We start from the raw sequence: 26,432 nt of genomic DNA, 5'->3' as shown, positions 1-26,432 counted from the left end.
GCCGCGCGACGCGCGCATCACATAGCGCCGTAGCTAGCGCGGCTTGGCCGCGGAGGCCGACCCGTTACCCCATCTACGCGGCTACCGGCCTTGTTTTCTTCTAATTGCGCCGCAATTGATGTATCCAGATAAGCCAATGGTGACGCTGCGACGGCAACAACGCGCCTGGCCTTTCACTTGGAGACATTGAGATGTCGCTCGATTCGGACATCATCGTCGATCGCCGCAGGATCCGCCGCAAGCTGACGTTCTGGCGCGTATTGGCCGCGCTGATCGCGATCGCGGCGATCGCAGGCTTCGCGCTGGTCGCGACGCCGGGTGCGCGCGGCACGTTCGCGTCCGCCGGCTCGATCGCGCGGGTCCAGATCGATGGCCTGATCCGCAGCGATTCCGATCGCACGCAGGCGCTCGAGCGGCTGGAGAATTCGCAGGCCGCCGCCGTCATCGTTCACATCAATTCGCCGGGCGGCACCACCGCCGGCTCCGAGCAGCTCTACGATTCCCTTGTGAGTCTGAAGGCAAAGAAGCCGCTCGTCGTCGTCGTCGAAGGCCTCGCGGCTTCCGGCGGCTACATCACCGCGATCGCCAGCGATCACATCATCGCCCAGCAGAGTTCGCTGGTCGGCTCGATCGGCGTGCTGTTCCAGTTTCCGAACGTCTCGGAGCTGTTGAAGACCGTCGGCGTCAAGGTCGAGGAGGTAAAATCCACGCCGCTGAAGGCCGCGCCCAACGGTTATGAGCCGACCAGTCCCGAGGCACGGGCGGCGCTCGATGCGCTGGTGAAGGATTCCTATGCCTGGTTCAAGGGATTGGTGAAGGACCGGCGTGGCATGGATGACACGCAGCTCGAGAAAGTGGTTGATGGCCGTGTCTTTACCGGACGCCAGGCCATCGATCTCAAGCTGATCGACCAGATCGGCGACGAGAAGACCGCCGTAACCTGGCTGGTCGAGCAGAAGGGCGTCAAGAAGGGGCTCTCCGTGCGCGATTACAAGCTGCAGCCGCGCTTCAGCGATCTGCCGTTCCTCAAGACGGCGGCCGCAGTAACGCTGGAAGCACTGGGTTTAGGCTCGATTGCGCATCAAATCGGACAAACCGGCGTCGCACAGGCGGTCGATCGGCTCGGAATGGATGGAATGCTCGCCTTGTGGCAGCCGGCGGCGTCGAACTGACGGAACCGGGCGAGCCCCAGAGGTTTTTCCCGTTCGGCGCGTGCAGGGCCAGCCTGCTTTTTTGGCATTTGTCACGTATTTTCACGACGCTCAACCTTCATTTAGCGTCTTGACAGATCACGGTATTTTCACGGAAATGGTCGTCCGCACGCTCCCGGGTCCTATCTCTCGATGATCAAATCCGAACTTGTTCAGCGTATCGCCGAGCACAACCCGCATCTGTACCAGCGGGATGTCGAGAACATTGTGAATGCGATTCTCGAAGAGATCGTAGCGGCTCTCGCGCGCGGTGACCGCGTCGAGTTGCGCGGCTTCGGTGCCTTCTCGGTCAAGCACCGCCCTGCACGCGCAGGGCGCAATCCGCGCACCGGCGCCCATGTCCCTGTCGATCAGAAGAGCGTTCCGTTCTTCAAGACCGGCAAGGAAATGCGCGAACGGCTGAATCGCGACCATCCGGATCCAGGCGCGCCAGACTGAGGTCCACCTCAGGGTTTCCCGCGGTCGCCTGTGATGCGGCCGCAACCTTGATTCAAGGCGAGCGAGCCGAGATGCGAAAATTCCTGACCGCACTGGTTGTGATTCCGCTGGGCCTGATCCTGATGGTCTTTGCCGTCGCCAACCGGCATTTCGTCACGGTCTCGTTCGATCCCTTCGTGTCCAACGACCCGTCATTCTCGGTCACGCTGCCGCTGTTCCTGCTCCTGATCGTGGTGGCCGCGCTTGGGGTCCTCGCGGGCGGTTGTGCCGTCTGGTTCGGCCAGCGGCACTGGCGGCGTGCGGCGCGCCGACATGACGCGGATGCCCGCGCCGCGCGAGGCGAGCTGGCCGATCTGCGGGCCCAGGCGGCCGCAGCAAGGCCCGAGTCCCAGCGCCTCCCCGTTCCCTCCGGGGTGGGGCTTTACGGGCCCGTCGGGCGAGACAAGCAGCGCGCGACGTTGTAGAAGCGGCCGCAACCGAAAAGCCCGTTTTCCGGCCGCGGACCTGCGGCCTCCATTTGCTTTGAGCCCATATCCCTCGAGAACATGTCCCTGCTCGTCAAAATCTGCGGCCTGTCCACACCCGAGACGCTCGAAACGGCGCTCGATGCGGGTGCAGACATGGTGGGCTTCGTGTTCTTCCCGCCGTCGCCGCGGCATTTGTCGCTGGAAGCCGGCCGGGAGCTCGGACGACAGGTGAAGCGGCGCGCGCTCAAGGTCGCGCTCACCGTCGATGCCGACGATGCGACGCTCGACAACATCATGGACGCGCTGTCCCCGGACATTTTCCAGCTTCATGGCACGGAGAGCGTGGCCCGGCTGCGCGACATCAGGCAACGGTTCGGTCGTCCGGTGATGAAGGTCGTGCCGGTCGCAACGTCAGCCGATCTCGCCGTGCTGCCCGGCTACGCAGAGGTGGCCGAGCGCATCCTGTTCGACGCGCGCGCACCGAAGGACGCGACTCGGCCGGGCGGCCTCGGTGCACCGTTCGATTGGCATCTGCTCGGAAACCTGGAGCTTGCGTTCCCGTATATGGTGTCGGGTGGCCTAAGCGCCGACAACGTCGCCGAAGCCGTTCGCGTCACCCGCGCCGGTGGTGTCGACGTCTCCTCCGGTGTCGAGAGCGCCCCGGGCCTGAAGGATCCCGAGATGATCAAGGCCTTCATTCGCGCCGCGCGCGCAAGCCAAGATGCAAGTCAAGAGTTGAGCGTCCGATGAATGTTGTAAAACCAAATTCCTATCGCAGCGGTCCTGACGAGCGCGGCCATTTCGGCATTTTCGGCGGACGTTTCGTTGCCGAAACCCTGATGCCGCTGATCCTCGATCTGGAGAAAGCCTACACCGAGGCCAAGGCCGACCCGGCCTTCCAGGCCGAGATGAACGGCTATCTCAAGAATTATGTCGGCCGGCCTTCGCCGCTCTATTTCGCCGAGCGTCTGACCGAGCATCTGGGCGGCGCCAAAATCTATCTCAAGCGTGAAGAGCTGAACCACACCGGCTCGCACAAGGTGAACAACGTGCTCGGCCAGATCATGCTGGCGCGGCGGATGGGCAAGAAGCGCATCATCGCCGAGACCGGCGCCGGCCAGCACGGTGTTGCCACCGCGACTCTGTGCGCGCGTTTCGGGCTTGAATGCATCGTCTATATGGGCGCCGTTGACGTCGAGCGGCAGCAGCCCAACGTCATCCGCATGGAGATGCTGGGCGCAACGGTGGTCCCGGTGCAGTCGGGCACCCGTACGCTAAAGGACGCCATGAACGAGGCGTTGCGCGACTGGGTCACCAACGTGCACAACACCTTCTACTGCATCGGCACGGTCGCGGGTCCGCATCCCTATCCGACGCTGGTGCGCGACTTCCAGTCGATCATAGGCAACGAGACCAAGGCGCAGATGCACGAGATCGAAGGCCGCCTGCCGGATTCGCTGGTCGCCTGCATCGGCGGCGGCTCCAACGCCATGGGCCTGTTTCATCCGTTCCTCGACGATTCCACAGTCGAGATCTTCGGTGTCGAAGCTGCGGGCCACGGGCTGACGCAACTGCATGCGGCATCGATCGCGGGCGGCCGTCCCGGCGTGCTGCACGGCAACCGCACCTATCTCCTGATGGACGCGGACGGCCAGATCCAGGACGCGCATTCGATCTCCGCCGGCCTCGACTATCCCGGCATCGGGCCCGAGCACTCCTGGCTGCACGAGATCGGCCGCGTGAACTATCTCTCCGCGACTGACGACGAGGCGCTCGCAGCGTTCCAGCTGCTGTCAAAGCTGGAAGGCATCATCCCGGCGCTCGAACCGGCACATGCCATCGCCAAGGTGATGGAGCTCGCGCCGAAGCGGACAAAAGATCACCTGATGGTCGTCAACCTGTCCGGCCGCGGCGACAAGGACGTCCCGCAGGTCGGCGACATCCTGAGGGGCAAAAGCAAGTGACCACGCGTATCGACACCCGTTTCGCCGAGCTGAAGAAAGCCGGCCGCGCGGCCTTCGTGACTTATGTGATGGCCGGCGATCCCGATCCCACGACATCGCTCAATATCGTCAAGGCGTTGCCCAAGGCAGGAGCCGACGTCATCGAACTCGGTATTCCCTTCACTGATCCGATGGCGGATGGTCCCTCGATTCAGGCTGCCGGTCTGCGCGCGCTCAAGGCCGGCATGACCTTGAAGAAGACGCTGGAACTGGTGCGTGATTTCCGCAAGGACGACAACGTCACGCCGCTGGTGCTGATGGGCTATTACAATCCGATCTACATCTACGGCGTCGACAAGTTTTTGGCTGATGCCAAGACGGCCGGGATCGACGGTCTGATCATCGTCGATCTGCCGCCGGAGGAAGACGAGGAGCTCTGCGTTCCCGCGCTGAAGGCAGGCCTGAACTTCATTCGCCTCGCGACCCCGACCACCGACGACAAGCGCCTCCCCGCGGTGCTCGCGAACACGTCAGGCTTTGTCTATTATGTCTCTATCGCCGGCATCACCGGTGCAGCGGCGGCGGACGCCGATGCCGTCGGCGAAGCGGTCGCGCGCATCAAGCGGCATACCAAGCTGCCGATATGCGTCGGTTTTGGCATCCGCACGCCGGAGGCGGCGCGCGCCATTGCCGAAAAGGCCAATGGCTCGGTAGTCGGCACCGCGCTGGTCGATGCGCTCAAGAACAGCCTCGATGCGGACGGGCGCGCCACCGGCAAGACCGTCAACGCCGTCGCTGAGCTGACGGCGGCACTGGCCCAGGGCGTCAAAGGCGCGCAACAGGCGGCGGAATAGGCCATAATTCCGCTGCCAAGTCCGATGAGCAAGTCCGACGATACGGCGGCTTGCCGGGCCGGGTCCCGGCCGCCATATATCCCTTCAGGCGGTCCCCAGGCGGGATCGCACATCGGAGCAAACCATGAACTGGCTTACCAATGTGGTCCGGCCGAAGATCCGCAACATGCTGCGGCGGGAGACGCCGGAGAATCTGTGGATCAAGTGCCCGGATTCCGGACAGCTCGTGTTCTACAAGGATGTCGAGGCCAACCAGTTCGTCATTCCTGGCTCGAACTATCACATGCGCATGAACGCGGTGGCGCGTCTGAAGTCGATTTTCGACAACGAGACCTGGTACGACGTCGCGCTGCCCGACGTCACGCCCGACCCGCTCAAGTTCCGTGACGAGAAGAAGTACGTCGATCGCATCAAGGATGCGCGCGCGCGAACCAACCTGAACGACGCGATCAAGGTCGGCTACGGCAAGCTCGAAGGTGCCGCCGTCGTCGTCGCCGTGCAGGATTTCGACTTCATGGGCGGCTCGCTCGGCATGGCCGCAGGCGAAGCCATCGTGCGCGGGCTCGAGCTTGCGGTCGAGAAGAAGTCACCCTTCATCGTGTTCGCCGCCTCAGGTGGCGCGCGCATGCAGGAAGGCATCCTGTCGCTGATGCAGATGCCGCGCACCACGGTCGCGGTGCAGATGCTGCGTGAAGCAAAACAGCCCTACATCGTCGTGCTGACCAACCCGACCACCGGCGGCGTCACCGCGTCCTATGCGATGCTCGGTGACGTGCAGATTGCCGAACCGGGCGCGCTGATCGGTTTTGCCGGCGCGCGCGTGATCGAGCAGACCATTCGCGAAAAACTCCCCGAGGGTTTTCAGCGCGCCGAATATCTCAAGGAGCACGGCATGGTCGACATGGTCGTGCATCGTCACGAATTGCGTCCGACCCTGGCGCGGCTCTGCCGATTGTTGACCAGGGCGCCGGCGCTTGAGACCGCGTCAAAGCCGGTACAGCCGGTCGTCAGTCCGGCGCAGATCGTATCGGCTCCCGAAACGGCGCCGGCCGCGCCGCACGCGTGAACGCTTCCTCTGACCGCGCCAAGCCGCCGCTTGACGAATTGGTCGGGCGGCTGTCGGCGCTGCATCAGAAACGCATCGATCTCGGGCTGGAGCGGATGCACCGCCTGCTCGAGCGGCTCGGTCACCCCGAGCGCAAGCTGCCGCCGGTGATCCACATCGCCGGCACCAACGGCAAGGGCTCGACGCTGGCTTATCTGCGCGCGACGCTGGAAGCCGCCGGCCTGCGCGTCCACGCCTACACGTCGCCCTATCTCGTTCGCATCAACGAATGTTTCCGGCTCGGCCGCGTCGGTGGCGGCGTGCTGGTCCGTGACGACGAGTTGCGCTCGGCGCTGGAAGAGGTCGAGCGTGTCAATGCCGGCGAGCCGGCCACCGTGTTCGAGCTCAAGACGGCGGCTGCATTTCACCTGTTCGCGCAGAACCCGGCCGATGTGGTTCTGCTGGAGGTCGGCCTTGGTGGCCGGCTGGATTCAACCAACGTGGTCGATACACCGGCGGCCTGCGTGATCACGCCTGTCAGCATGGACCACATGGATTTCCTCGGCGACACCTTGACGTCGATCGCCGGCGAAAAGGCCGCGATCATCAAGCGCGGTGTGCCCGTGGTTTGCGCCGAACAGCCGGCTGAAGCGATGGCCGTGATCGAGGCGCAGGCCAGGCGCATGCGCGCGCCGTTGTTTGCCGCGGGCGAGAGCTGGCATGTCAATGTCGAGCATGGGCGGCTGGTTTATTCCGATGAGCGCGGCTTGATGGACCTCACCGCGCCGCGTCTGTTTGGTCGCCACCAGTTCGACAACGCCGGTCTCGCCATCGCGGCGTTGCGGGCCACCAACGCCTTCAAGGTCAACCAGGCGGCGTTCGAGGCCGGGATTGTCGGGGCCGAATGGCCGGCACGGATGCAGCGCATCGCTTCGGGCGAGCTACTCGCTCTCGGCCCGCAGGGGTCGGAGATCTGGCTCGACGGCGGCCATAATGCGGAAGGCGGCCGCGTCGCGGCGGCCGCGCTCGGCGATCTCGAAGAACGGGTGTCGCGGCCGCTGGTCGTGATCGCGGGTATGATGGCCAACAAGGACGCGCAGGGTTTTCTCGCCAATTTCGCCGGTCTGACCCGCCACATCATCGCGGTGCCGATTCCCGACACCGACAACGCCATGCCGGTCGACCGCCTCACGGATGCCGCCCGCAACCTCGGCATGCGCGTCGAGCCCGCGCCCGGCATCGAAGCCGCACTGCGCGCCTTGGCGAAGCTCGCCTACGAAGTGCCGCCGCGCATCCTGATCACCGGCTCGCTCTATCTCGCCGGCCACGTGCTCGCCATCAACGGCACGCCTCCTACATAGAAGTTGCGTAGCCCGGATGGAGCGGAGCGCAATCCGGGACTGTACAAGCGATAAAGGCCCCGGATCACGCTTCGCTCCATCCGGGCTACAGGAATCTCCATGCGCTTTGCAGCGATTGCCGACGTCCACGGAAATTACCTCGCGCTGGAAGCTGTGCACGCCGACATCCGCGCGCAAGGCGTCTCCGACATCGTCAATCTCGGCGACATGCTGAGCGGCCCGCTCGATGCGCGCCGGACCATCGAGATCCTGATGCAGCTCGATGCCGTGCACGTGCTCGGCAATCACGACCGCTATCTGCTCGACCGTCCGCCGGAGAAGATGGGTTCGTGGGATCGCCCGGCCCATGCAGCGCTCGATGCCGCGCAACTCGACTGGCTGCGTGCGCAGCCGATGACGCGCGTCTTTCGCGATCAGGTGTTCCTCTGCCACGCGACGCCCGACAATGACGAAGTCTATTGGCTCGATACCGTGCATCCCGATGGCGCGATGGCGCTGTCGCCGCTCGATCGCATCGAGCAATTTGCGCAAGGCATCGCGCAATCGCTGATCCTGTGCGCCCACACCCATCTCGCCCGTGCCGTACGACTTCGCGACGGAAGGCTGATCGTCAATCCCGGCAGCGTCGGCAGCCCCGGCTATCGCGACAAGCATCCGTTCCCGCATGTCGTGGAGGCCGGTACGCCGCACGCGCGTTACGCGATCCTCGAGCTGGCCGATGGTGCCTGGCAGGTCACGTTCCGCCATGTCGTCTACGATCATGAGACGATGGCCGCGCTCGCTAGCCGCAACGGCCAGCCGGAGCTGGCGAACGCGCTGGCGACGGGATGGCTTGCCTAGCGGCTACCGGCTACAGCTGTTTCAGCAGCTTCTTCGGGTCCACCGCCTTCTGCTTCAGCTGTTCGAAGCTGCATTGTCGTGGGGCCTTGTCGGGACGCCAGCGCAGGATCGAGGTGCCGTGGCGAAAGCGCTCGCCGCTGAAATGGTCGTAGCAGACCTCGATCACGAGCTTCGGCTTGAGCGGACACCACTTCGCAGACCGCTCGGTGGACCAGCGGCTCGGCCCGCCCGGTGCGTTGCCGGTGAAGCCCGGCTCGCCGATCAACGCCTCCAGCCGATCGGTCAGACCAGGCTTTTCCGTCGCCTTAATTGCCGAGGTAAAACCGACATGATGCAGGAGACCTTCGTCGTCATAGAGTCCGAGCAGCAGCGACCCGACCACCTTGCGGCCGGCGATCTTGTTGGTGGCATAGCGGAAGCCGCCGACCACGCAATCGGCACTGCGGAATTTCTTGATCTTCTGCATGCCGTCGCGATTTCCCGCCTGGTAGGGCAGGTCGATGCGCTTGGCGATGACGCCGTCCGAGCCGCCGCCGGATTGCGCCAGCCATTTCTTCGCAACGGCATAGCTCGTCGTCGCCGGTGAGAGGCGGAAGAGACTGCTTTTCAGATTGGCCTTGGCAAACGCTTCCAGCGCCGGTCGTCGTTCGCTCAGCGGCTGCCCGGCAAGCTGCTTCTCCCTGGCCGTCGCAAGCAGATCGAACGCGAGATAGAGCGCCGGCGTTTCCTGAGAGAGCTTATTCACGCGGCTCGAAGCGGGATGAATACGCTGCAGCAGCGCATCGAAGGAAAACCCCTTGCCCTGCGGCACCACGATCTCGCCGTCGAGCGTGAAGCGATCCGCCTTCAGCTTCAGCGCTGCGGCGACGATCTCGGGGAAATAGCGCGCGAGGTCCTCGCCGGATTTCGAGCGCAGATCAATGCTGCCGCCGTGGCGCGACAGCAGGCAGCGGAAGCCATCCCATTTCGGCTCGTATTGCCACTCCTTGCCGCGCGGGATCGCGTCGACCGAGCGCGCCTCCATCGCCACGAGAGATGTCGATTTTCGCGCGCGTCTTGCAGGGGGAGGCACAGGCAGGGACTCGTCTTACGCTGGAACTGTCCCATCAACGCAAAACGGCCGGCTTTCGCCGGCCGTTTCCAAAAATTATTTCGTGCGAGGCGGATCAGACCGCAGAGGTGATCCACTGCTGCAGCTTCGCCTTCGGCGCCGCGCCGACCTGGCGGGAGGCCATCTCGCCACCCTTGAAGATCATCAGGGTCGGGATCGACATCACGCCATATTTCGACGCGGTCTTCGGGCTCTCGTCGACGTTGAGCTTCACGATCTTGACCTTGTCGCCCATCGCGCCGGCGATCTCGTCGAGCGCGGGTGCGATCATGCGGCAGGGGCCGCACCATTCGGCCCAGAAATCGACGACCACGGGGCCGTTTGCCTTGAGCACTTCGGCTTCGAAATCGGTGTCAGAAACCTTACCAACGGCCATGGGAGTACCTCGTACCTGAGAGAAGGGCGCGACGGGAATCGCGCCCGAGATCATGGCGTCAACCTATGAATGGCTCCTTGCCGGGTCAAGGACGCTCACACCGAGATGAAGAGATGCCAGCGCCGCGTCCAGCGCGGGCGCCGAAATCTCCATATATCCAAGGGCCTCGGTCCAGAGCAGGACGGCGCGGACTGGCTTTTGGGGATAAAGCCTCGATAGCACCGCCCGGTACAGCGCCAGCTGCCGGACATAGGCGACGGGCGCCGCGGCGGCGCTCTTGGGAGCCGCCTGATTGGTCTTGAAATCGACGATCAGGATCTCATCCGGCCGAACGACCAGCCGGTCGATCTGGCCCGACACCAGCGCTGGGGGACGGCCCGGCCGCTCCAGCCTGCCGACGATCGCGACCTCCGCCCGGCTGCCGGCGGCAAACACCGGCGCGAATCGTGGCTCGGCGATCAAAGCGAGCACCTTGTCGACCAGCGCGGCACGGTCGGCCTCCGCCCAGTCCGCGGCATTGCGCGCCATGAAGCCGAGCGCGGCGTCGCGTCGGCGCTCGGTGGGGATGTCGGGGAGCGATTGCAGCAGCCGGTGCACCAGCGTGCCGCGTTGCAGCGCGAGCGCGCGGGACTGCACTGATTCGCCTGACAGCACGGCGCGGCCTTCCCCGGATGGCTGGCCGGAGGGGCGCACCGGATCGTCGTCGATGGTCTCGTGCGGTGCCGGCGTCCGCAGCCAGTCCGGCAGCGCGGTCGTCTGGTCCAACGAGGTCGCGGGCGTGCCCAGCGCCACGACATCCTCCGGTCGGGAGAAGCGCGTCACTTTTCCCAGCGGCGTCCCGATCGTCTCTTTCGCCAGGCCCGAGCCGGCGAGCCCGGTGTCGACCAGATCGTACCAGCTCAGCTTGCGGACCGTCTTCATGTTGCCGGGCATGCAGCCGCCGACGATGAGCCGGTCGGCGGCGCGCGTCATCGCGACGTAGAGCAGGCGCCGGTATTCGTCCTCGGTCTCCTCGAGCATCGCCTTGCGGGCGTCGGCGACGGGCTTGGGATCGTCCGCCTTGCGTCCGGCCCAGACCACCACCTCGCCGCCATTGCCGCGCGGGACGTGGATCAGCCGCAGCCGCTGCGAATCCGCAGGCGACGATGTGGTGTCCACCATGAACACAACCGAGGCTTCCAGGCCCTTGGCGCCGTGCACGGTCATCACCCGCACCTCGTCGCGCGAGATCTCCATGTCGCGCTTCACCTCGGTATCGGCCGAGCGCAGCCAGGCCATGAAACCCTGCAGCGAGGCCGGCGCCTTGCGCTCGTAATTCAGCGCCAGCTCCAGGAACTCGTCGAGCGCGTCATTGGCCTCATGACCGAGCCGGCGCAGCATGCGCGCGCGTCCGCAGTCGCCTCCGAGCAGCCAGGCGTAAAAGGCGAACGGCGTCTCCTCGCGGGCGCGGATTTCGCAGGCTTCGAGGCGTCGCAACGCCGCGGTGAATTTTTCGCTTGTCGCGGCATACTCGCCAAGCGCGCGGCGCAGCGATCCCTTGCGGTCATGGGCCAGCTGGAACAGATCGTCGTCATCGAGCCCGAACAGCGGGCTCTTCAGCGCCACCGCGAGCGCGAGATCGTCCTGCGGCAGCAGCAGCGCGTCCGCAAGGTTCATCAGGTCGATGATTCCGATGTGCTCGGTCAGCTTGAGCCGATCGGCGCCGGCGACCGGAACATTGGCGTGTTTCAGCGCCTGGATCACCGCGTCGAACGCATTGCCGCGCCGGCGCACCAGGATCAGCATGTCGCCATAGCGTAGGGGACGCCGCTCGCCCTCGTGCCCGGTCAGCGTGCCGCTCTCGACCAGCCGCTTGATTTCGGTCTGGATGCGGCGCGCGAGCTTCACCTCGGGGCTGGTGGCGGCGACGCCGTCGAACGGCGCGCGCCAGCCCTCGATCTCCTGCCTGTCGTCGGCTTCCGCAAGGTCCCATAGTTCGATCACGCTGGGGGCGGCATCGCCGAGTGCATTGTGCAGGGGATGGCCGGTCTCGATCGAATGAATGCTCTTGTAGATCGCGGGCTCACGGAAGACGTGGTCCACCGAATGCAGGATCGCGGCGCCGGAGCGGAACGAATAGGTGAAGGCGACCGGATCGAATTTCAGTCCAGCCGCCGTGAACTTGCGGTGCAGCTCGCGCCGGCGTGCGTCGAACTCTCGGGGCTGCGCGCCCTGGAATGAGAAAATCGACTGCTTCTCATCGCCGACAGCAAAGACGGTGCGGTTCAGCCCCTCGCGCGCGCCTTCGCCGGAGGTGAATTCCGAGATGATGTGCGCGACGATGTCCCATTGCCGCGGGCTGGTGTCCTGGGCTTCGTCGATCAGCACGTGATCGACGCCGCGGTCGAGCTTGTAATGCACCCAACCCGAGGAAACGCGATCCAGCATCGCCAGCGTCTTGTCGATGAGGTCGTCATAGTCGAGCAGCCCGCGCTCCTGCTTCTCGCGGCGGTAGTTCGCGGCAGCCGCCGTCGCGATATGCAGCAGGGCCGCGGTGCGGTCCCGCATGGTCACCGCACGGCGCTTCTCGATCAACCCACTGACGCGCTGCGCCTCGTTCTCGAACAGGCGGGCGACGGACGGGTTGTGATCGCAGAATTTCTTGGTCAGTACCGCCTTGCGCGGCAGCTTTTCGTCGGTCAGGAAAACGCTGAGATAGGCATCGACCTGCGCGGCGCCGGAAAACACCTTTGCCTCGCGGAGCCGACAGGCCTGGTCCTTGTCGGACTTGCTGCCGTCCTCCAGTGCAAAAGCGATGTCGTCCCAGCGCGATCGCGGCAGGAACGGACCGTCGACAATCTCGGTCTCGATGTCCTCGATGCGATCGTTCGCGTCCACGCCCAACGCCGCTGCCATCTGCGCGGCAGCCAGCTCTGCGCTGCCGGCTTCATCGGTCCAGGCCATGAAATGATCGCGGCTTAGACATGCCTCGCGGACGACTTCCTTGAAGGTGACATCGGCGGCGCTCGCCATCGCGGTCAGCAGCGCGCGGCCGGTCACGCTGTCAGGGTCGCGGGCTGCCTCCAGCAGCACCTTCAGATTGGCGCGTTCCATCATGTCGGTCTGGTCGCGCTCGTCGATCACGGCGAAGCGCGCGGGGACATTGGCCTCGAACGGAAACTGCTGGAGCAAACGCGTGCACAGGGCGTGGATGGTCTGCACCTTTAGCCCGCCGGGCGTCTCCAGCGCACAGGCGAACAGCTTTCGTGCGTCGCGCCGCAATCTTGCACTGGGGTGCGGGATGCCGACCGCGCGGATCGCAGCATCGAGTGCCGTGTCGTCGAGCGTCACCCAATGCCCGAGCGTGGTGAACACGCGCTCGGCCATGTTGGCGGCGGCCGCCTTAGTGAAGGTGATGCAGAGGATTTTTTCCGGCGGCACGCCCGAGAGCAGCAGGCGGATCACCCGCTGCACCAGCACATGCGTCTTGCCCGAGCCGGCATTGGCCGACACGAAGGCCGAAGCGGTCGGGTCCGATGCGCGCGCTTGCCTCGCGCGCACCTCATCCGGGATGGGGCGCGGTGCCTTCACCATTCCTCGATCCCCAATCCACCGGCCGCGGACCATTCCTTGATCCGGGCGAGATCGTCATAGGCGCCGTAGCGGTTGGTCCACATCGGCAGGTTCAACGAGGTGTAGGGCTGGTTCTCGTCCTCGAAGGCGCGGATGAGCGCCTCGAGCTTTGCCCGTGCTTCGGCGGCAGCCGTATCAGGCGGCTGTGGCTCGTCACCCTGCTTGAACTTGAGCTCGAGAATGCGTTCTTCGCCCGGCGGATTGTTGCCGCTCAGGCGAACATAGACGAGCTGGCTCACGGACGCGCCGGCGTCGATGTCGGGAAAACCGCCCTCGCGCAGGATCGCGGCTTCCAGCGTGAGCTGCGGCGACAGGCCCATGCGGACCTGCTTGCCGGTCGGTGGCTGGCCGGTCTTGTAGTCGAGGATGGCGTAGCCGCCGCCCTGGCGCCGTTCGATGCGGTCGGCGCGCGCGGAGAGACGGAAGCTGCGCCCATGGTCGAGCGGGATCGAGATCTCGCCGCGGGTTTCCGCGGCGATCGCCTCGATCACGCCCCGCCGTGCCGTCTCCCATTCGCCGAACCAGCGCGCGATGCGCTGGAAGCGCGGCCACCACAGCGCCCGCGCCTCGGGTCGCTCCATGAGTGGTGCAAAATGTTTTTCGCCGATCGCCCGCAGCACGCGCGCAGGATCGTCGGGCAGATTCGTGGCGTAGCGTTCCGTGAACTCGCCGAGCGCATCATGGATCGCCGAGCCGCGGTCGGCCGCCGACAGCGGCATGTCGACGGGATCGAGCGCGTCGAGCCGCAAAATGTGTTTTGCGTAGATCGTATAGGGATCGCGCAGCCAGTCCTCGATCCCAGTCACAGACATCCTGAGCGGCCGGGTCGCGCGTGGCGGTCGCGGCTCCGGCTGCTTGATCGGTCTGACCTCGTCGGGCTGGTCCAGCGCGGCTGCGAACTGCACGTATGTCTCGCCCGCGCGAATCGCGGCCTTCCAGTGCGCATCGCCAGCGACCGCCTCCAACCGGTGCAGGAAGCGCGAGGCGACCGCGGGCGAACCGACGGCCTTGGCGGAGTGGGTGAGGATGACCTCGTCGCCGCCGAGCAGTTGCGCAAAGTCGTGCGCGGAGAGGCCGATACGGCGTTCCGGCAGATCGAGGCCCAGCTGGTGCCGCATCGGCCGGCTCAACCACGGATCGATACGCGGTGCCGGTGGCCAGACGCCCTCGATCAGCCCACCGACGATGATTCGGTCGGCTTGCATCAGGCGCGATTCCAGCGGACCGTAGATCTGGAGCCGCGCGCCCGGCCTGTCTCGCCGCCGCACCGCGCGATCACCGAACGCGGTCTGGAACACGTCTGCGTAGTCGGGCAGCGTGACCATCAATCCGCTGGTGGTGCCGCCGCGCAGGAGATCGTCGAAGGCGCTGGCGAGTGCGAGGCCTTCGCGCTCCTCGAACGCCAGCGGGATGCCCTGCTCGTCGCGCGACAGCTCGATCATGATCTCGCGATGCCGATGCGCGAGTTCGGCGAAGTCATACGGTCTTGATGACGCAAGACTCTCGATCGGCGCCAAGGCTTGTCGCAAGCCATCGATCAGCGCCTGAATGCGATCGAGGTCTTCCGCCTTGAGACGTGCACGCGGCTCGGCCTTATGCAGCGCGGAGACCTCGCTGCGCCACAGCTTGGCCAATTCCTCGCGAAAGCGATTGAATTCGCGCAACAGGCCGGCGGTGCCCGCAGGCGGACGCGTGCCGCGCAACAGCGCGAGCTCCAGGCTTTCGATCGCCGCCTTCCATGCGCCAGGCGCCCGGCCGAGCCGACACAGCGGATGCTTCAGCATCGCGAGCAGCGTCGGCGGCTCCAATCCCTCGGTCGCAGCCTCCGCTGTCAGTCGCGCAAAGACGCCGGCGGAGGTTTCCATCAGGACGTCGCCGCCGGAATCATCGAATGCGAGATCCCACCGGGTCAGCGCAGCCATCACCCGCCGCGCCAGCGCGCGATCGGGCGTGACCAGCGCTGCGGATTTATCGAGGTGCCGCGCCTCGCGCATCGCGATTGCGATCGCGAGCGCTTCCATCTCGGGGTTGGGAGCTTCGACAACCGCGAGGTTCTTCATGCCGCCGGTGATCTTTAAGGCCACATCCGGCTGCTTCAGCCGGTCGTGCCAGATCTCGGTCTTGGCTGATGGCCGCATCGATTCGGAGGCGAGCAGATCGCGACCGCCTTCCGCCGGCGGCTTGAGGATATCGACGTCGCTGCGCCTGATGCCAAAACGATCCAGCAGCGCGTGCATGGCATATTGCGGATGGTTCGAGACCGGATGCTCCGCGAACTTGCCGAGCGAGTCGCGTACGCCGCCGATGCTGCGCCAGGCATCGTCGTCGAGATCGGTGTCGAGGCCGGGCAGCACCACGGCCCCATGCGGCAGCGAGGCGACTGCGTGGAGAAATCTTGCCGTGGCCGGCATCGAGCCGGTCGACCCGGCCGCGATCACGGGGCCATGGGGATGCGCGGTCAGCCGCCTGGCTTCGGCATCAATCAGAAGGTCGCGGCGGGCAGCGGGCTCGATCCGGTTGATCTCGGCGAGATGACCGGGCCAGGCGATGCGCGCGATGCGCAAAAATTCAAGCGAGTGCTGCCAGTAGCGGTCGAGCATATCTGGCACGAGGCCGTCGAGCGCGCTCCAGTCGACGCCGCGCGTGACCATGTCGTCGATCAGGCGCGCGAGATCGGACGCCAGTGCCAGCGTCGAAGCGGGGCCGCCGACGACCAGCGGAGACAGCACCGGGCCCTTGGCCCAGGCTGCGACGAGCTGCGCCAGTGTCAGCCGCCGTTCGAGCTCGCCGAGCCGCGGCGGAATGTCGAGCTGCGTTGCGCCGGAAAACTGTTCGCCCTCATCGGCGAAAGCGAGCTCATCCTCGTCGATGTCGCCGAGCGCGACGATGCGCGGCAGCACGATGGCGTCCGCCTTCATCTCGTCGAGGAAGATCTCGCGGACGATACGCATGGCGCGCCGTGTCGGCAGGTACAGGGTGACATCCGCCAGCCGTGCCGGCTCGTTGCGCGCCTCGAAGCCCTCGACCAGCCGGCCGTCGAGCAGGCTTGAGACGACGGTGCGCAGGAACGGAACTGAGATGGGAACGCTGAAAACGCGCATGAGCTGCCTGATTCGGGAATCAGGCGCCAATATAGGGAGGCGGACTCAAATGGATATGGGTGGAGGGGAGATAGTCCCCGCTGTTCGCCGGACCTGGACTGGTGTCATCATCCGCGAAGGCGGATGATCCAGTATTCCAGAGACGGGGGAGATTCAGCCGAGAAGCCGCGGCGTACTGGATGCCCCGCTTTCGCGGGGCATGACGGCGCAGTCCTACGCCACGCTCTCCAGAAACGCCTCTTCGGCCGCGTGGACGGCATCAGGCGTGCCGACATGCATCCAGACGCCGTCGAGGCGAAGGCCGAACAGCCGCTCCTGCTCGTTGGCACGGTCGAACATCTTGGTCAGCGAGAACTCGCCCGTCGGGGCATCGGCGAAGATCGACGGCGACAGGATGGCCGCGCCGGCATAGACGAACGGAACGACTTCTTTTTCCTTGCGCTTGCGCAGGGCGCCGTCGGCCAGCATGCCGTAATCTCCGCGGCCGCTATAGCCGATGCTGGTTGCCGTCGGCGCCATCAGCAGCAAAATGTCCATCCGCGCGGGATCGAAGTTTTCGGCGAGCCGCGTCAGGTTCGAGCGCACGCCGTCGATCCATAGCGTGTCGGAATTGACGTGAAAGAACGGTGCGTCCCCGAGCAGCGGCAGTGCCTTGACCACGCCGCCGCCCGTGCCGAGTACCTGGTCGCGCTCGTCCGAGATGGTCACGCGCGGATGCTGGCGGGATGCGGTGTGATCGATGATCTGGTCCGGCAGGTAGTGCACGTTGACCACCGCCTCGCTCACGCCGGCCTGGCCGAGCTTGTCGAGCACGTGGTCGAGCAGCGGCTGGCCGGCCACCGGAACCATCGGTTTCGGCATCTTGTCCGTCAACGGACGCATGCGCAGGCCGAACCCCGCGGCGAGCACCATGGCTTTGGTCGGTTTGACGGACATCCTTCGCTTTCTCAGACCCACTGATTTCGCGTTCGCAGCAATCCTAACACGAGGTTTGACTGACCGCACCGCGTCTTAACCGCCTTAACCATCTGCCGTGACGCTTGTACGACGGGTGTTGCCGTTACGCCCCGATGGATGTGGAACGCGCCTTTTTCTTCTTGTCGCCGAGCTTGAGAAAGTTGACGCCGATCTGGTCGCCATTGACCCAGGCGAGCTCGCAGCGTCGGTACGCAAGTCCGGTGGACGACAGCAGCAGAAAAAACTCCTTCAGATGCAAGCCTTCGACCGAGCCCTCGATGGTCAATTTGGCGCCGCTGTCGGAGACGTCCTCCATGGTGCAGTCGCGCCGCCAGGTGCCGTCGATACCCATCATCTGGGCCGCGATCCCGCGCTCGAAAACAACCCGGCTGTTGCCGCGCTGGTCCGTCTTCACCGCCATCTGCCCTGCTCCAGCCCCGTATTCATCCGGCTGCCTCGCCGCCAGATTACCGGTCTCTTGGCTAACAGCCGGTAAATCGGCCCCCGAATCAGCCCCGACTAGCCTTTTCAGCCTTGGGCCTCAGGCTTGCGCCGGCCTTTGGGGCGGCGGGACGTTGGCGAGATACCAGTCGCGCAGATGGGCGAGCGCGGGATGCGCCAGGGAGCGCTGGAGATAGGTCCAGATCCGCGGCTGGTGACGCAGATAATGCGGCTTGCCGTCGCGGCGGTTGAGGCGGGCGAAAGTGCCGAGCAGACGCGTGTTCCGCTGCGCCGACATGATGGCGTAGAGCTCGGCGAAGCCGGCCGCGTCGAAGCTCCCGTCGCTCGTGCGGCGCGCCTTGATGTAGCGCGACAGCAGCGTCAGTTCGATCGCCTCGGGCACGTCGATGCGGGCGTCCTGGAGCAGCGACACCACGTCGTAGGATTGCGGCCCCAGCACGGTGTCCTGGAAATCGATCACGCCGACGCGTTCGATGCCGGTGCGATTCCCGAGCCAGATCAGGTTCGGCGAGTGATAGTCGCGGATGATCCAGGTCTTCGGCGAGGCCTGCGGTTTCTGCAGCAGCTCCCGCCACATCGCGAAAAACTCGGCGCGCTTCCCCTCGTCCAGCGGCGCGTTGCGATCGGGCAGGTACCATTCCGGCATCAAGCCGATCTCGATCAGCAGCGCCTCGGCATCGAAGACGGGAATGGCGTAGGCCTGCCCGCCGAGCGGCAGCGTTTCCGGTAGCGTCTTGCCGTGCAGCGCGGCCAGCAAATCGACGGCGGCTTCGTAGCGTTCGGCGATCGGGCGCGGCGGATCGCCCTCGATCACGCCTTCGCTGCCGAAGTCTTCGCTGATCAGGAATCCGTGGTCGAGGTCGCAATGATGGATCGCGGGTGCGGAGATTCCCTGCGCGCGCAGGCCCTCGTCGATGGCGACGAAGGGTTTGATGTTTTCGGCGAGATGCACCGCGGCGCTGTAGGATTTTCCGTTGTACATCGCAGCACCATCGGGGCGCTGCGGAGAATTCATGAGGATCACGACCTCGTCGTCGCGCAGCAGCCGCGCATAGGAGCGCGTCGAGGCGTCGCCCGCCATCCGTTTGCGCGTTGCCTCCATGTAGCCGGATGCATTGAGGAAATCGCGCAGCGCCTGCAGCCGCGCGACGATGGCGGCGGCCTTGCCATGGCCGGTGATGTCGGCGGCGCGCGCATTCGAGCCCAGTGCCGGCCGGTGCGTCAGCGCGATGTCGATGCGGTCTTGAGGCATCGCCGACGGTGCGCGCTCCGGCCATTCGATCAGGACGAGGGTTGCTTCCGGCAGCGGCGACAGCCCGATCTCTTCGAGCTCGCTCTCGTCCTCGACGCGGTAGAGGTCGGCATGCATCACCGGGAATGGCGGCAGCTCGTAGCCCTGCACCAGCGTGAAGGTCGGGCTCGGTACTTCCAGTGCATCATCGCCGGCGAGGTAGCGGATCATGGCCCGCGCCGCCGCGGTCTTGCCGGCCCCGAGATCGCCGGTGAGCGTGATGGCATCGCCGGGGCCGACCAGGAGCGCGAGGTCGGCCATCAGTTGCGCAGTGGCCGTCTCGTTGTGGAGCGCGACGGAGAATGTGGTTGGCGCAGTCATTCGGCGGCGTCGCGATGCGCCGCCTGATCGGTCGGGAAATCACAGATCACGACCGTGCCCCTGCCCACGATCGAATCGACCCGGATGTTGCCGCCATGCAGCTCGACGAAGGAGCGCACCAGCGACAGGCCGAGCCCGGCGCCGCGATGGCGCGAGCCCTGCGAGCGGCTTTCGAACCAGTTGAACACCTTGTCCTTCATGTCGGCAGGTATTCCAGGCCCGGAATCTGTCACGGTGAAGACCACACTGCGTTCGGTGCGGCGGGCGCTGATGCCGACGGTGGAATCCGGTGGAGAAAACCCGACGGCATTGGCAAGGAGGTTATAGAGCACCTGCACCACGCGCTTCTCATCGCCGGTGAAGCTGCCGACATCGGGCGCGATCTCGACCTTGAGGCGGATGCGGTCGGTGGCGAGCCGGTCCTGGAGACCCTCGGCGGCGAGCTCGATGGTCTTGCTGACGTCGACCGGGCCGAGTTCCAGCTTCATGGCGCCGGCGTCGATGGTGGCGAGATCCAGGATGTTGTTGGTCAGCGCCAGCAGTGCATTGGTCGATTTGGTGACGTAGTCGAGATATTCGGCCTGTTTTGGCGTCAGCGGCCCGGTCGAGGGATCGCTGAGGAAATGCGCGAAGCCGATGATGGTGGTGAGCGGCGACCGCAGCTCGTAGGAGACGTGGTGGACGAAATCCACCTTCATCTGGTCGGCGGCCTCCAGCGCCTCGTTGCGCTCGCGCAGCGCGCGCTCGACGTTCTCGGTGTCGGTGATGTCCTGGAACGTCAGCATCGTGGCGCCGTCGTGCAGGGGCCGGATCATGCCGTCGAGCACGCTGCCGTCCTTGCGCTCCAGCTTCAGCGGAATGTCGGCGCGGCTCTCGATCGAGGTGACGGCCTCGCGGATCTGGCGCCAGACGATCGCGTCGTCGAACAGCTGATGGCACCAGCCCTCGACCGTCTGGATGTGCGGCTCGTCGCGCATGGCGTCAGCGGACAGCTTCCACATCCGCACGAAGGCCGGGTTGAACAGCTGCGCCTTGCCGTTGCTGCCGAACACCGCGACGCCCTCGGCGAGGCTGTCCAGCGTCTCGCGCTGGACCCGGATCATGCCGTCGAAGCGGCGGGCAAGCTCAAGGCTCTCGGTGACGTCGTCGAACAGATAAGTGACGCCGCCTTCGGGATTCGGCGTGGTGACGACGGAGAGCGCGCGCCCGTCGGGCAGGTACCAGGTGTCCTTGGCGGCCTCGACCGCGCGATAGGCCTCGTGCAGCTTGGCCTTCCAGGCGCGGAAGTCCGGCTGCTCCGGCAATTTGCGCGCGGCGCGGAGCTTGTCGAGCACGCTGGAATCGTCAGGGTTGGCGTCGAGAAAGCTGCGGTCGAGGTCCCACAGCTGGCGGTAGGAATCATTGTAGAACGCGAGCCGCCGCTGGCCGTCGAACACGGCAACGCCGGAGGAGAGCTGGTCGAGCGTGCGGCGATGCGCTTCCGCCATCCGCACCAGCGCCGAGCTCAAGGCATCCGCCTCGCTGGCATCGATGGCAACGCCGACATTGCCACCGCCGACATTGACGGCGCGCACGTCATAGATGCGCCGCTCGCCGCCGATCACGATCGGCAGCCGCGAGGTGAAATTGGCCGCTTCCTTCAGTCCCCGCTCCATCGCGGTCCGGTCGGCGCTGTCGAGCAGTTCGAGCTTGCGCTCCTGCGCGTCGGTGATGCTGGCCGCCTCGGTCGCACGGACATAGGCGGGGTTGGCGTAAGCCAGCGCGCCGTTCTCGCCCTTGGCCCAGATCGGCCAGGGTGCGGCGGTCGCGAAACCGCGCAGCATTTCCGTCTCGTCGGAGAGTGCCTTGTAACGGAGATTGGTCTCGGCCAGATCGCGGCGGAGCCCTGAGAGTTCGCGAATCCTGACGATGGCCTGGCCGCCGATGGCGCGACCGATAGCCTCCAGCGTGTGGCCATGCGCGGTGGTGAGCGTCAGCTGGAACCCGTCGCCGCGGTCGCGCAGCGCATCGACGGCGTGATCCATCCGGAGCGCCGGTTCCGGCGGCAACCAGGTTCCAAACGCCAGCACGCGCTGTGGAGAGGAGTCGCGCGGCAGCACCATGGAGGTGTCACCGGAGATCTGCGCGCGATTGTCGCCGGCCGGCCAGGAGATCAGGATCTGCGGCTCGGCGAACAGCAGTGCGCCGAAGCGGTCGGCCTGGAGCTGGAGTTCCCCGATCCGTGCGCGCAGCCGCGCCTCGTTCTTCGCCGTGCGCACGCGCGTGCGCATCAGGAGGATCGCGGCCACCACCGAGAAGCCGAGCAAGGCCAGCGCGGTGGCCAGCACCGCGAGCTCCTGCCGGTTGAAATCCAGCAACGATGAGAGTGTGTCGACGAGGTCGGCGGCCTCAGCCGGCGCAGCCGGCAGCAGCGCCGCGAGAGCGCTTCCCAACAAGCCGTTGCGCACGAGCGATGTGCACGACAGCAGCGTCCGACGCATCGACACGATCACGCCTGACATAGTTGCCCCAAGATCGCACGAATTTGCGCGCGGCGACCCCCGTCGCGCGCGAATCAAACGACAATACCCTCACCGTGACTCCACCGGTAAGAGTCCAGATCGTGAACGCAAAGGCGACCCCAAAAAAATGCGGGGCGCGGTGTTCCAATTCACGTAGTTCCTCGGGTGATTCGGCGGGAATTGCCGAGCGCTAGCGGCCGGTCGAGCCGAATCCGCCGGCGCCGCGGTCGGTCGCGGATAATGTCGCCACTGGAACCAGCGCGGCCTGCACCATTGGCGCGATCACCATCTGCGCGATGCGCTCGCCGCGCTTGACCACGAAGGCGGTCTGGCCGTGATTGATCAGGATCACCTTGATCTCGCCGCGATAGTCCGCGTCGATCGTGCCCGGTGAGTTCAGCACAGTGATGCCGTGCTTGGCGGCAAGCCCCGAGCGCGGCCGCACCTGCGCCTCGTAGCCGGGCGGCAACGCGATCGCGAGGCCCGTCGGCACCAGCGCGTATTGGCCGGACGCGAGCGTCAGGGGCTCGTTTTCGGGCACCGCCGCCATCAGGTCGAGACCGGCGGCATCATTCGTCTGGTAGGCCGGCAGCGGCAGCCCCTCCGCATGGGGCAGGCGTTGCAGTTCGACGGTGACTTTGGCGCTCAAGATGCGGGCTCCCCGGATTTGCCGGTCACGCTCTTGGCGATCTGCGCGACCAGTTCGATGGCGACCTGTTCCTTGGTCATCGCCGGCCAGGAATCAACTGCAATCTCGCCGTTCGTCTCACCGCCCTTGCGGCTGATGAGGTGCACGGTGTTGCGGTCCCCGCCCATCACCCCGGTTGCGGGGGAGACGTCGTTGGCGACAATCCAGTCGCAGCCCTTGCGGGCAAGCTTCGACTTGGCGTTCTCGATGAGGTGCTCGGTCTCGGCGGCAAAGCCGATCACCAGCGGCGGCCGCTTATCGGTCAGCTTGGCGATCGTGGCGAGGATGTCGGGGTTCTCGACCAGCTGGAGCGGCGGCATGCCGGCCGAACTCTTCTTCAGCTTCTGCTCGCCTTCATTGGCGACCCGCCAGTCGGCGACGGCGGCGGCGAAGATCGCGATGTCAGCGGGAAGCGCGGCCTGCACCTGCTCCAGCATCTGCCGCGCCGATTCCACATGCTTGACCGTCACGCCGGGGGGATCGCTGAGATCGACCGGGCCGCTGACCAGGATCACCTCGGCGCCGGCGGCCTGTGCGGCGGCAGCGATCGCAAAGCCCTGCTTGCCGGAGGATCGATTGGCGATGTAGCGCACCGGATCGATCGGCTCGTGGGTCGGACCCGCGGTAATCAGCACGCGCTTGCGTGCGAGGGGGCGCGGCACCGGCGGCCGCAGCAGGCGCTCGGCGGCGGTCGCAATTTCGATCGCCTCGGACATGCGGCCGATCCCGGCTTCACCTGCTTCCGCCATCTCGCCGGAATTCGGTCCGATCAGCATCACGCCGTCGCGTTGAAGCTGCGCGACGTTGCGCCGGGTCGCCGCGTTGTTCCACATCAGCGGATTCATGGCCGGCGCGAGCAGGACCTTGCGGTTGGTCGCGAGCAGGATGGCGCTGGCGAGATCGTCGGCATGGCCGTTGGCGATCTTGGCCATCAAATCCGCGGTCGCAGGCGCCACAATGATCAGGTCGCACTCGCGCGCCAGCCGGATATGACCAGCGTCGAACTCGCTCTGGGGATCGAACAGGTCGGTGTAGACGCGCTCGTGCGAGAGCGCGCTCACGGCCAGCGGCGTGACGAATTGCTGCGCCGCCTTGGTCAGCACGCAACGCACCTCGATCCGCCGCTCCTTGAGCCTCCGGATCAGGTCGAGCGATTTGTAGGCCGCGATCCCGCCGCCGATGATCAGGGTGACGCTGGCTTCTGGAACGGTACCGGTGCGTTGGGGCATCGCGGCGGTGGAGGCCGCGGGCGGCGCCGTGAACGGCGTCAGCGGCTCCTCACGGCCTTCGATCAACTCCCCGAGGATGACCCGGACCTCTTCCTCGACCGACCGGCGGTTCTTGGCCGAACGCAGCCTGAGGTAAGTTTTGATGCCTTCATCGAGCTTGCGAATGGTCAGGCTCGCCATGATGCCCCTCCAGCACAAATGATAGCGATGCTATCATTCGTATGATTGCACTGCAATCACAGATTCCGGACGGCGATCAGGATGCCGATGAAGGTCGCGGCAATGATCCAGAGCGCCACGGTGCGCCAACGGTTCTTGCGGCCCTCGCTGCGGCCCATCGCCGCGATGCTCTCCGGCGACAGCCGGATGCCCTCCCGGGTCATGGTCTCCAGCTGTTCGAGCACCGCAACCGAGCGCGCGGCGATGTCAGGCAGACGCATCAGGATGCGCGCGAGATCGCCGGTGCCGGAGATCGCGCCCTGGACCCGGCCGATCGGACCGAGATTGCGCTCGATCCATTCCCGCACCACGGGGTCGGCGACTTTCCAGATGTCGAGCTTGGGATCGAAGCCGCGTGCCACGCCCTCGACCACCACCATGGTCTTCTGCAGCAGGATCAGCTCGGGTCGCGTGGTCATGTCGAACAGGCCGGTGACCTCAAGCAGCAGCGTCAGCAGCCGCGCCATCGAGATCTCTTCCGCCGTGCGGTTGTGAATGGGCTCGCCGATGGCGCGGATCGCTTGCGCGAAGTTCTCGACCGAGTGATGCGCGGGCACATAGCCTGCCTCGAAATGCACTTCCGCGACGCGGCGATAGTCGCGGGTGATGAAGCCGAGCAGGATTTCGGCGAGGAAGCGCCGCTCCTTCATGCCGAGCCGGCCCATGATGCCGAAATCAACCGCGACGAGACGGCCCGCGTCATCCAGGAACAGATTGCCCGGGTGCATGTCGGCGTGGAAGAAGCCGTCGCGCAGCGCGTGGCGCAGGAAGCTCTGAATCACCTTGCGACCGAGATCGGGCAGGTCGACCTGCGACTCCGCCAGGCGCTTGTGATCGTTCAGCGCAATGCCGTCGATCCACTCCATCGTCAACACGTTGTGCGTGGTGCGGTCCCAGTCCACGGTCGGGACGCGGAAATCAGGATCGTGGCGCGTGTTCTCCGCCATCTCCGATAGCGCCGCAGCCTCGAGGCGCAGGTCCATCTCCATCGCGACCGAGCGCGACATGGTGTTGATGACCTCGATCAGGCGCAGGCGCCGCGCCTCGGACGAATAGGATTCGGCCTTGTATGCGACAAAGAAGAAGTCGGAGAGGTCGCGGCGGAAGCGTGCGGCCACGTTGGGCCGCAGCACTTTCACGGCGACCGCCTTGCGGATGCCGTCGCGCAGGACCTCTCCGCGATGCACCTGTGCGATCGAGGCGGCTGCGACCGGCGCACTGAGGCTCGCGAACACATCGGTCAACGGCCGTTCCAGCGAGGCCGCGATCACAGCTTCCGCCTCGGCTTGCGAGAACGGCGGCAGGCGGTCCTGAAGGCTTTCGAGGTCGCGCGCCATGATGACGCCGACGACGTCGGGGCGGGTCGCCAGAAATTGTCCGAGCTTGAGATAGGCCGGGCCCATCCGGGTCAGAGCGCGCGACAGCCGCGGGCCGTGCTTCGGGCCGCGCCGCTCGATGATGCGCGCAAGCTTCAGCGCGAGCTGTCCGGGCGGCGGCACCAGGCTCGGATCGACGGCGCCGAACACGCCCTCGCGCGCGAATACGAACGCGGCGCGCATCAGGCGCGCACTATGGGTTATGGCAGAGATCACAAACGCCAGCCCGAATGCAGTGCGACGATGCCGCCGGACAATATCTGCCAGTTCACGCGGGTGAAGCCGGCGTCACGGATCATGTCGGCGAAGGCGTTGGGTCTTGGAAACTTGCGGATCGACTCGACCAGATATTGGTAGGACTCGGCGTCACCCGTAATCATGCGGCCGAGCGGCGGGATCACCTTGAACGAGAACAGGTCATAAAGGCGATCGAGCCCGGGCATCTCGACGGTGGAGAATTCCAGACAGAGGAAGCGGCTGCCTGGCTTGAGCACGCGATAGGCCTCGGCCAGTGCGAGATCGATCCGCGGCACGTTGCGAATGCCGAAAGCGATCGTATATGCGTCGAAGCTGCGGTCGGCGAAGGCGAGCGCTTCGGCATTGCCCTCGACGAAATCGACCTGGGTCTCGAGACGCCGCTTTGCGGCACGCTCGCGGCCCACCGCCAGCATCTCGGTGTTGATGTCGCAGACCGTGGCATGGAAACCCGCGCCTGCGGCCTTGGCAGCGCGGAACGAGATGTCGCCGGTGCCGCCGGCAACGTCGAGCAGCGCGAACGGCCGGTCGCCTCTGGGCGGGTCGAGCGCGGTGATCATGATGTCCTTCCAGACCCGGTGCAGCCCGCCGGACATCAAATCGTTCATCAAATCATAGCGCGACGCCACGCTGTGAAACACATCGTTCACCAGCGTCTGCTTGTCGCCCAGGGGCACGTCCCTGAAGCCAAAATGCGTGGTTTCGCCCGGCCGATCCATTACTCTACTCCACGAGGCGGACCATAGCGCGCCCGCCGCAATGGCGCTATCACAC

The 26,432-nt window shown here is 65.6% G+C and carries 21 protein-coding genes; 9 read left to right on the top strand and 12 right to left on the bottom strand.

The features are described 5' to 3' along the window. Positions 1-191 precede the first annotated feature (191 nt). The 9 genes from sppA (at position 192) to AC0L21_RS14435 (ending at position 8,159) form a co-directional block, all read left to right on the top strand. Positions 192-1,172: a signal peptide peptidase SppA gene (gene sppA / locus AC0L21_RS14475; protein ID WP_473262526.1), complete on the top strand. Its 981-nt coding sequence runs from the start codon at positions 192-194 to the stop codon at positions 1,170-1,172. Between the two features lie 171 nt (positions 1,173-1,343). Next, on the top strand, positions 1,344-1,649 hold the full coding sequence (locus AC0L21_RS14470; RefSeq protein WP_007598410.1) for an integration host factor subunit beta: 306 nt from the start codon (positions 1,344-1,346) through the stop codon (positions 1,647-1,649). A gap of 71 nt (positions 1,650-1,720) precedes the next feature. Continuing rightward, positions 1,721-2,113, top strand: a complete 393-nt coding sequence (locus tag AC0L21_RS14465) for a lipopolysaccharide assembly protein LapA domain-containing protein (protein ID WP_473262525.1) — start codon at positions 1,721-1,723, stop codon at positions 2,111-2,113. An 81-nt stretch (positions 2,114-2,194) separates the two neighbouring features. Continuing rightward, positions 2,195-2,866 (top strand): phosphoribosylanthranilate isomerase, encoded by a 672-nt coding sequence (locus AC0L21_RS14460; RefSeq protein WP_473262524.1) that lies wholly within the window; start codon positions 2,195-2,197, stop codon positions 2,864-2,866. After that, a complete protein-coding gene (gene trpB, locus AC0L21_RS14455) occupies positions 2,863-4,080 on the top strand; it encodes a tryptophan synthase subunit beta (RefSeq protein WP_473262523.1) in 1,218 nt (405 codons plus the stop codon). The genes AC0L21_RS14460 and trpB overlap by 4 nt, the downstream gene beginning before the upstream one ends. Beyond that, on the top strand, positions 4,077-4,913 hold the full coding sequence (gene trpA, locus AC0L21_RS14450; RefSeq protein ID WP_473262522.1) for a tryptophan synthase subunit alpha: 837 nt from the start codon (positions 4,077-4,079) through the stop codon (positions 4,911-4,913). The genes trpB and trpA overlap by 4 nt, the downstream gene beginning before the upstream one ends. A 124-nt stretch (positions 4,914-5,037) precedes the next feature. Next, complete coding sequence (accD, locus tag AC0L21_RS14445; protein ID WP_456766997.1) at positions 5,038-5,979, top strand: acetyl-CoA carboxylase, carboxyltransferase subunit beta; 942 nt, start codon at positions 5,038-5,040, stop codon at positions 5,977-5,979. Further along, a complete protein-coding gene (locus tag AC0L21_RS14440; protein WP_473262521.1) occupies positions 5,976-7,319 on the top strand; it encodes a bifunctional folylpolyglutamate synthase/dihydrofolate synthase in 1,344 nt (447 codons plus the stop codon). The genes accD and AC0L21_RS14440 overlap by 4 nt, the downstream gene beginning before the upstream one ends. Positions 7,320-7,418: 99 nt before the next feature. Further along, entirely contained in the window at positions 7,419-8,159 is a 741-nt protein-coding gene (locus AC0L21_RS14435) for a metallophosphoesterase family protein (protein WP_473262520.1), read from the top strand. Between the two features lie 10 nt (positions 8,160-8,169). Here AC0L21_RS14435 and AC0L21_RS14430 read toward each other — a convergent pair whose 3' ends face one another. The 12 genes from AC0L21_RS14430 to ubiE form a co-directional block, all read right to left on the bottom strand. Further along, positions 8,170-9,183, bottom strand: coding sequence for an ATP-dependent DNA ligase (locus tag AC0L21_RS14430; RefSeq protein WP_473262537.1), 1,014 nt, complete (start codon positions 9,181-9,183; stop codon positions 8,170-8,172). A gap of 142 nt (positions 9,184-9,325) precedes the next feature. After that, positions 9,326-9,646: a thioredoxin gene (gene trxA / locus AC0L21_RS14425; RefSeq protein ID WP_007598398.1), complete on the bottom strand. Its 321-nt coding sequence runs from the start codon at positions 9,644-9,646 to the stop codon at positions 9,326-9,328. A 63-nt stretch (positions 9,647-9,709) separates the two neighbouring features. Continuing rightward, a complete protein-coding gene (addA, locus tag AC0L21_RS14420) occupies positions 9,710-13,219 on the bottom strand; it encodes a double-strand break repair helicase AddA (RefSeq protein ID WP_473262519.1) in 3,510 nt (1,169 codons plus the stop codon). Then, positions 13,213-16,359: a double-strand break repair protein AddB gene (gene addB / locus AC0L21_RS14415; protein ID WP_473262518.1), complete on the bottom strand. Its 3,147-nt coding sequence runs from the start codon at positions 16,357-16,359 to the stop codon at positions 13,213-13,215. Before addB ends, addA begins: the two co-directional genes overlap by 7 nt. Before the next feature lie 213 nt (positions 16,360-16,572). Then, positions 16,573-17,295: a nucleotidyltransferase family protein gene (locus tag AC0L21_RS14410; protein WP_027566154.1), complete on the bottom strand. Its 723-nt coding sequence runs from the start codon at positions 17,293-17,295 to the stop codon at positions 16,573-16,575. A gap of 124 nt (positions 17,296-17,419) precedes the next feature. Continuing rightward, positions 17,420-17,737 (bottom strand): PilZ domain-containing protein, encoded by a 318-nt coding sequence (locus AC0L21_RS14405; protein WP_473262516.1) that lies wholly within the window; start codon positions 17,735-17,737, stop codon positions 17,420-17,422. A gap of 120 nt (positions 17,738-17,857) precedes the next feature. After that, complete coding sequence (gene tsaE / locus AC0L21_RS14400) at positions 17,858-19,390, bottom strand: tRNA (adenosine(37)-N6)-threonylcarbamoyltransferase complex ATPase subunit type 1 TsaE (RefSeq protein ID WP_473262515.1); 1,533 nt, start codon at positions 19,388-19,390, stop codon at positions 17,858-17,860. Further along, positions 19,387-21,891, bottom strand: a complete 2,505-nt coding sequence (locus tag AC0L21_RS14395; RefSeq protein ID WP_473262511.1) for a sensor histidine kinase — start codon at positions 21,889-21,891, stop codon at positions 19,387-19,389. Before AC0L21_RS14395 ends, tsaE begins: the two co-directional genes overlap by 4 nt. Before the next feature lie 190 nt (positions 21,892-22,081). Beyond that, positions 22,082-22,540 (bottom strand): dUTP diphosphatase, encoded by a 459-nt coding sequence (gene dut / locus AC0L21_RS14390; RefSeq protein WP_473262508.1) that lies wholly within the window; start codon positions 22,538-22,540, stop codon positions 22,082-22,084. Further along, positions 22,537-23,988 (bottom strand): bifunctional phosphopantothenoylcysteine decarboxylase/phosphopantothenate--cysteine ligase CoaBC, encoded by a 1,452-nt coding sequence (gene coaBC / locus AC0L21_RS14385; protein ID WP_473262506.1) that lies wholly within the window; start codon positions 23,986-23,988, stop codon positions 22,537-22,539. Before coaBC ends, dut begins: the two co-directional genes overlap by 4 nt. Before the next feature lie 56 nt (positions 23,989-24,044). Next, on the bottom strand, positions 24,045-25,619 hold the full coding sequence (gene ubiB, locus AC0L21_RS14380) for a 2-polyprenylphenol 6-hydroxylase (RefSeq protein ID WP_473262504.1): 1,575 nt from the start codon (positions 25,617-25,619) through the stop codon (positions 24,045-24,047). After that, positions 25,616-26,377, bottom strand: a complete 762-nt coding sequence (gene ubiE / locus AC0L21_RS14375; protein WP_473262502.1) for a bifunctional demethylmenaquinone methyltransferase/2-methoxy-6-polyprenyl-1,4-benzoquinol methylase UbiE — start codon at positions 26,375-26,377, stop codon at positions 25,616-25,618. Before ubiE ends, ubiB begins: the two co-directional genes overlap by 4 nt. Positions 26,378-26,432: the final 55 nt, after the last annotated feature.

The sequence above is a fragment of the Bradyrhizobium sp. WSM4873 genome (assembly GCF_055811355.1).
Note: the sequence above shows the minus strand (reverse complement) of the source record. Positions and strands in the feature narration are given on the sequence as shown.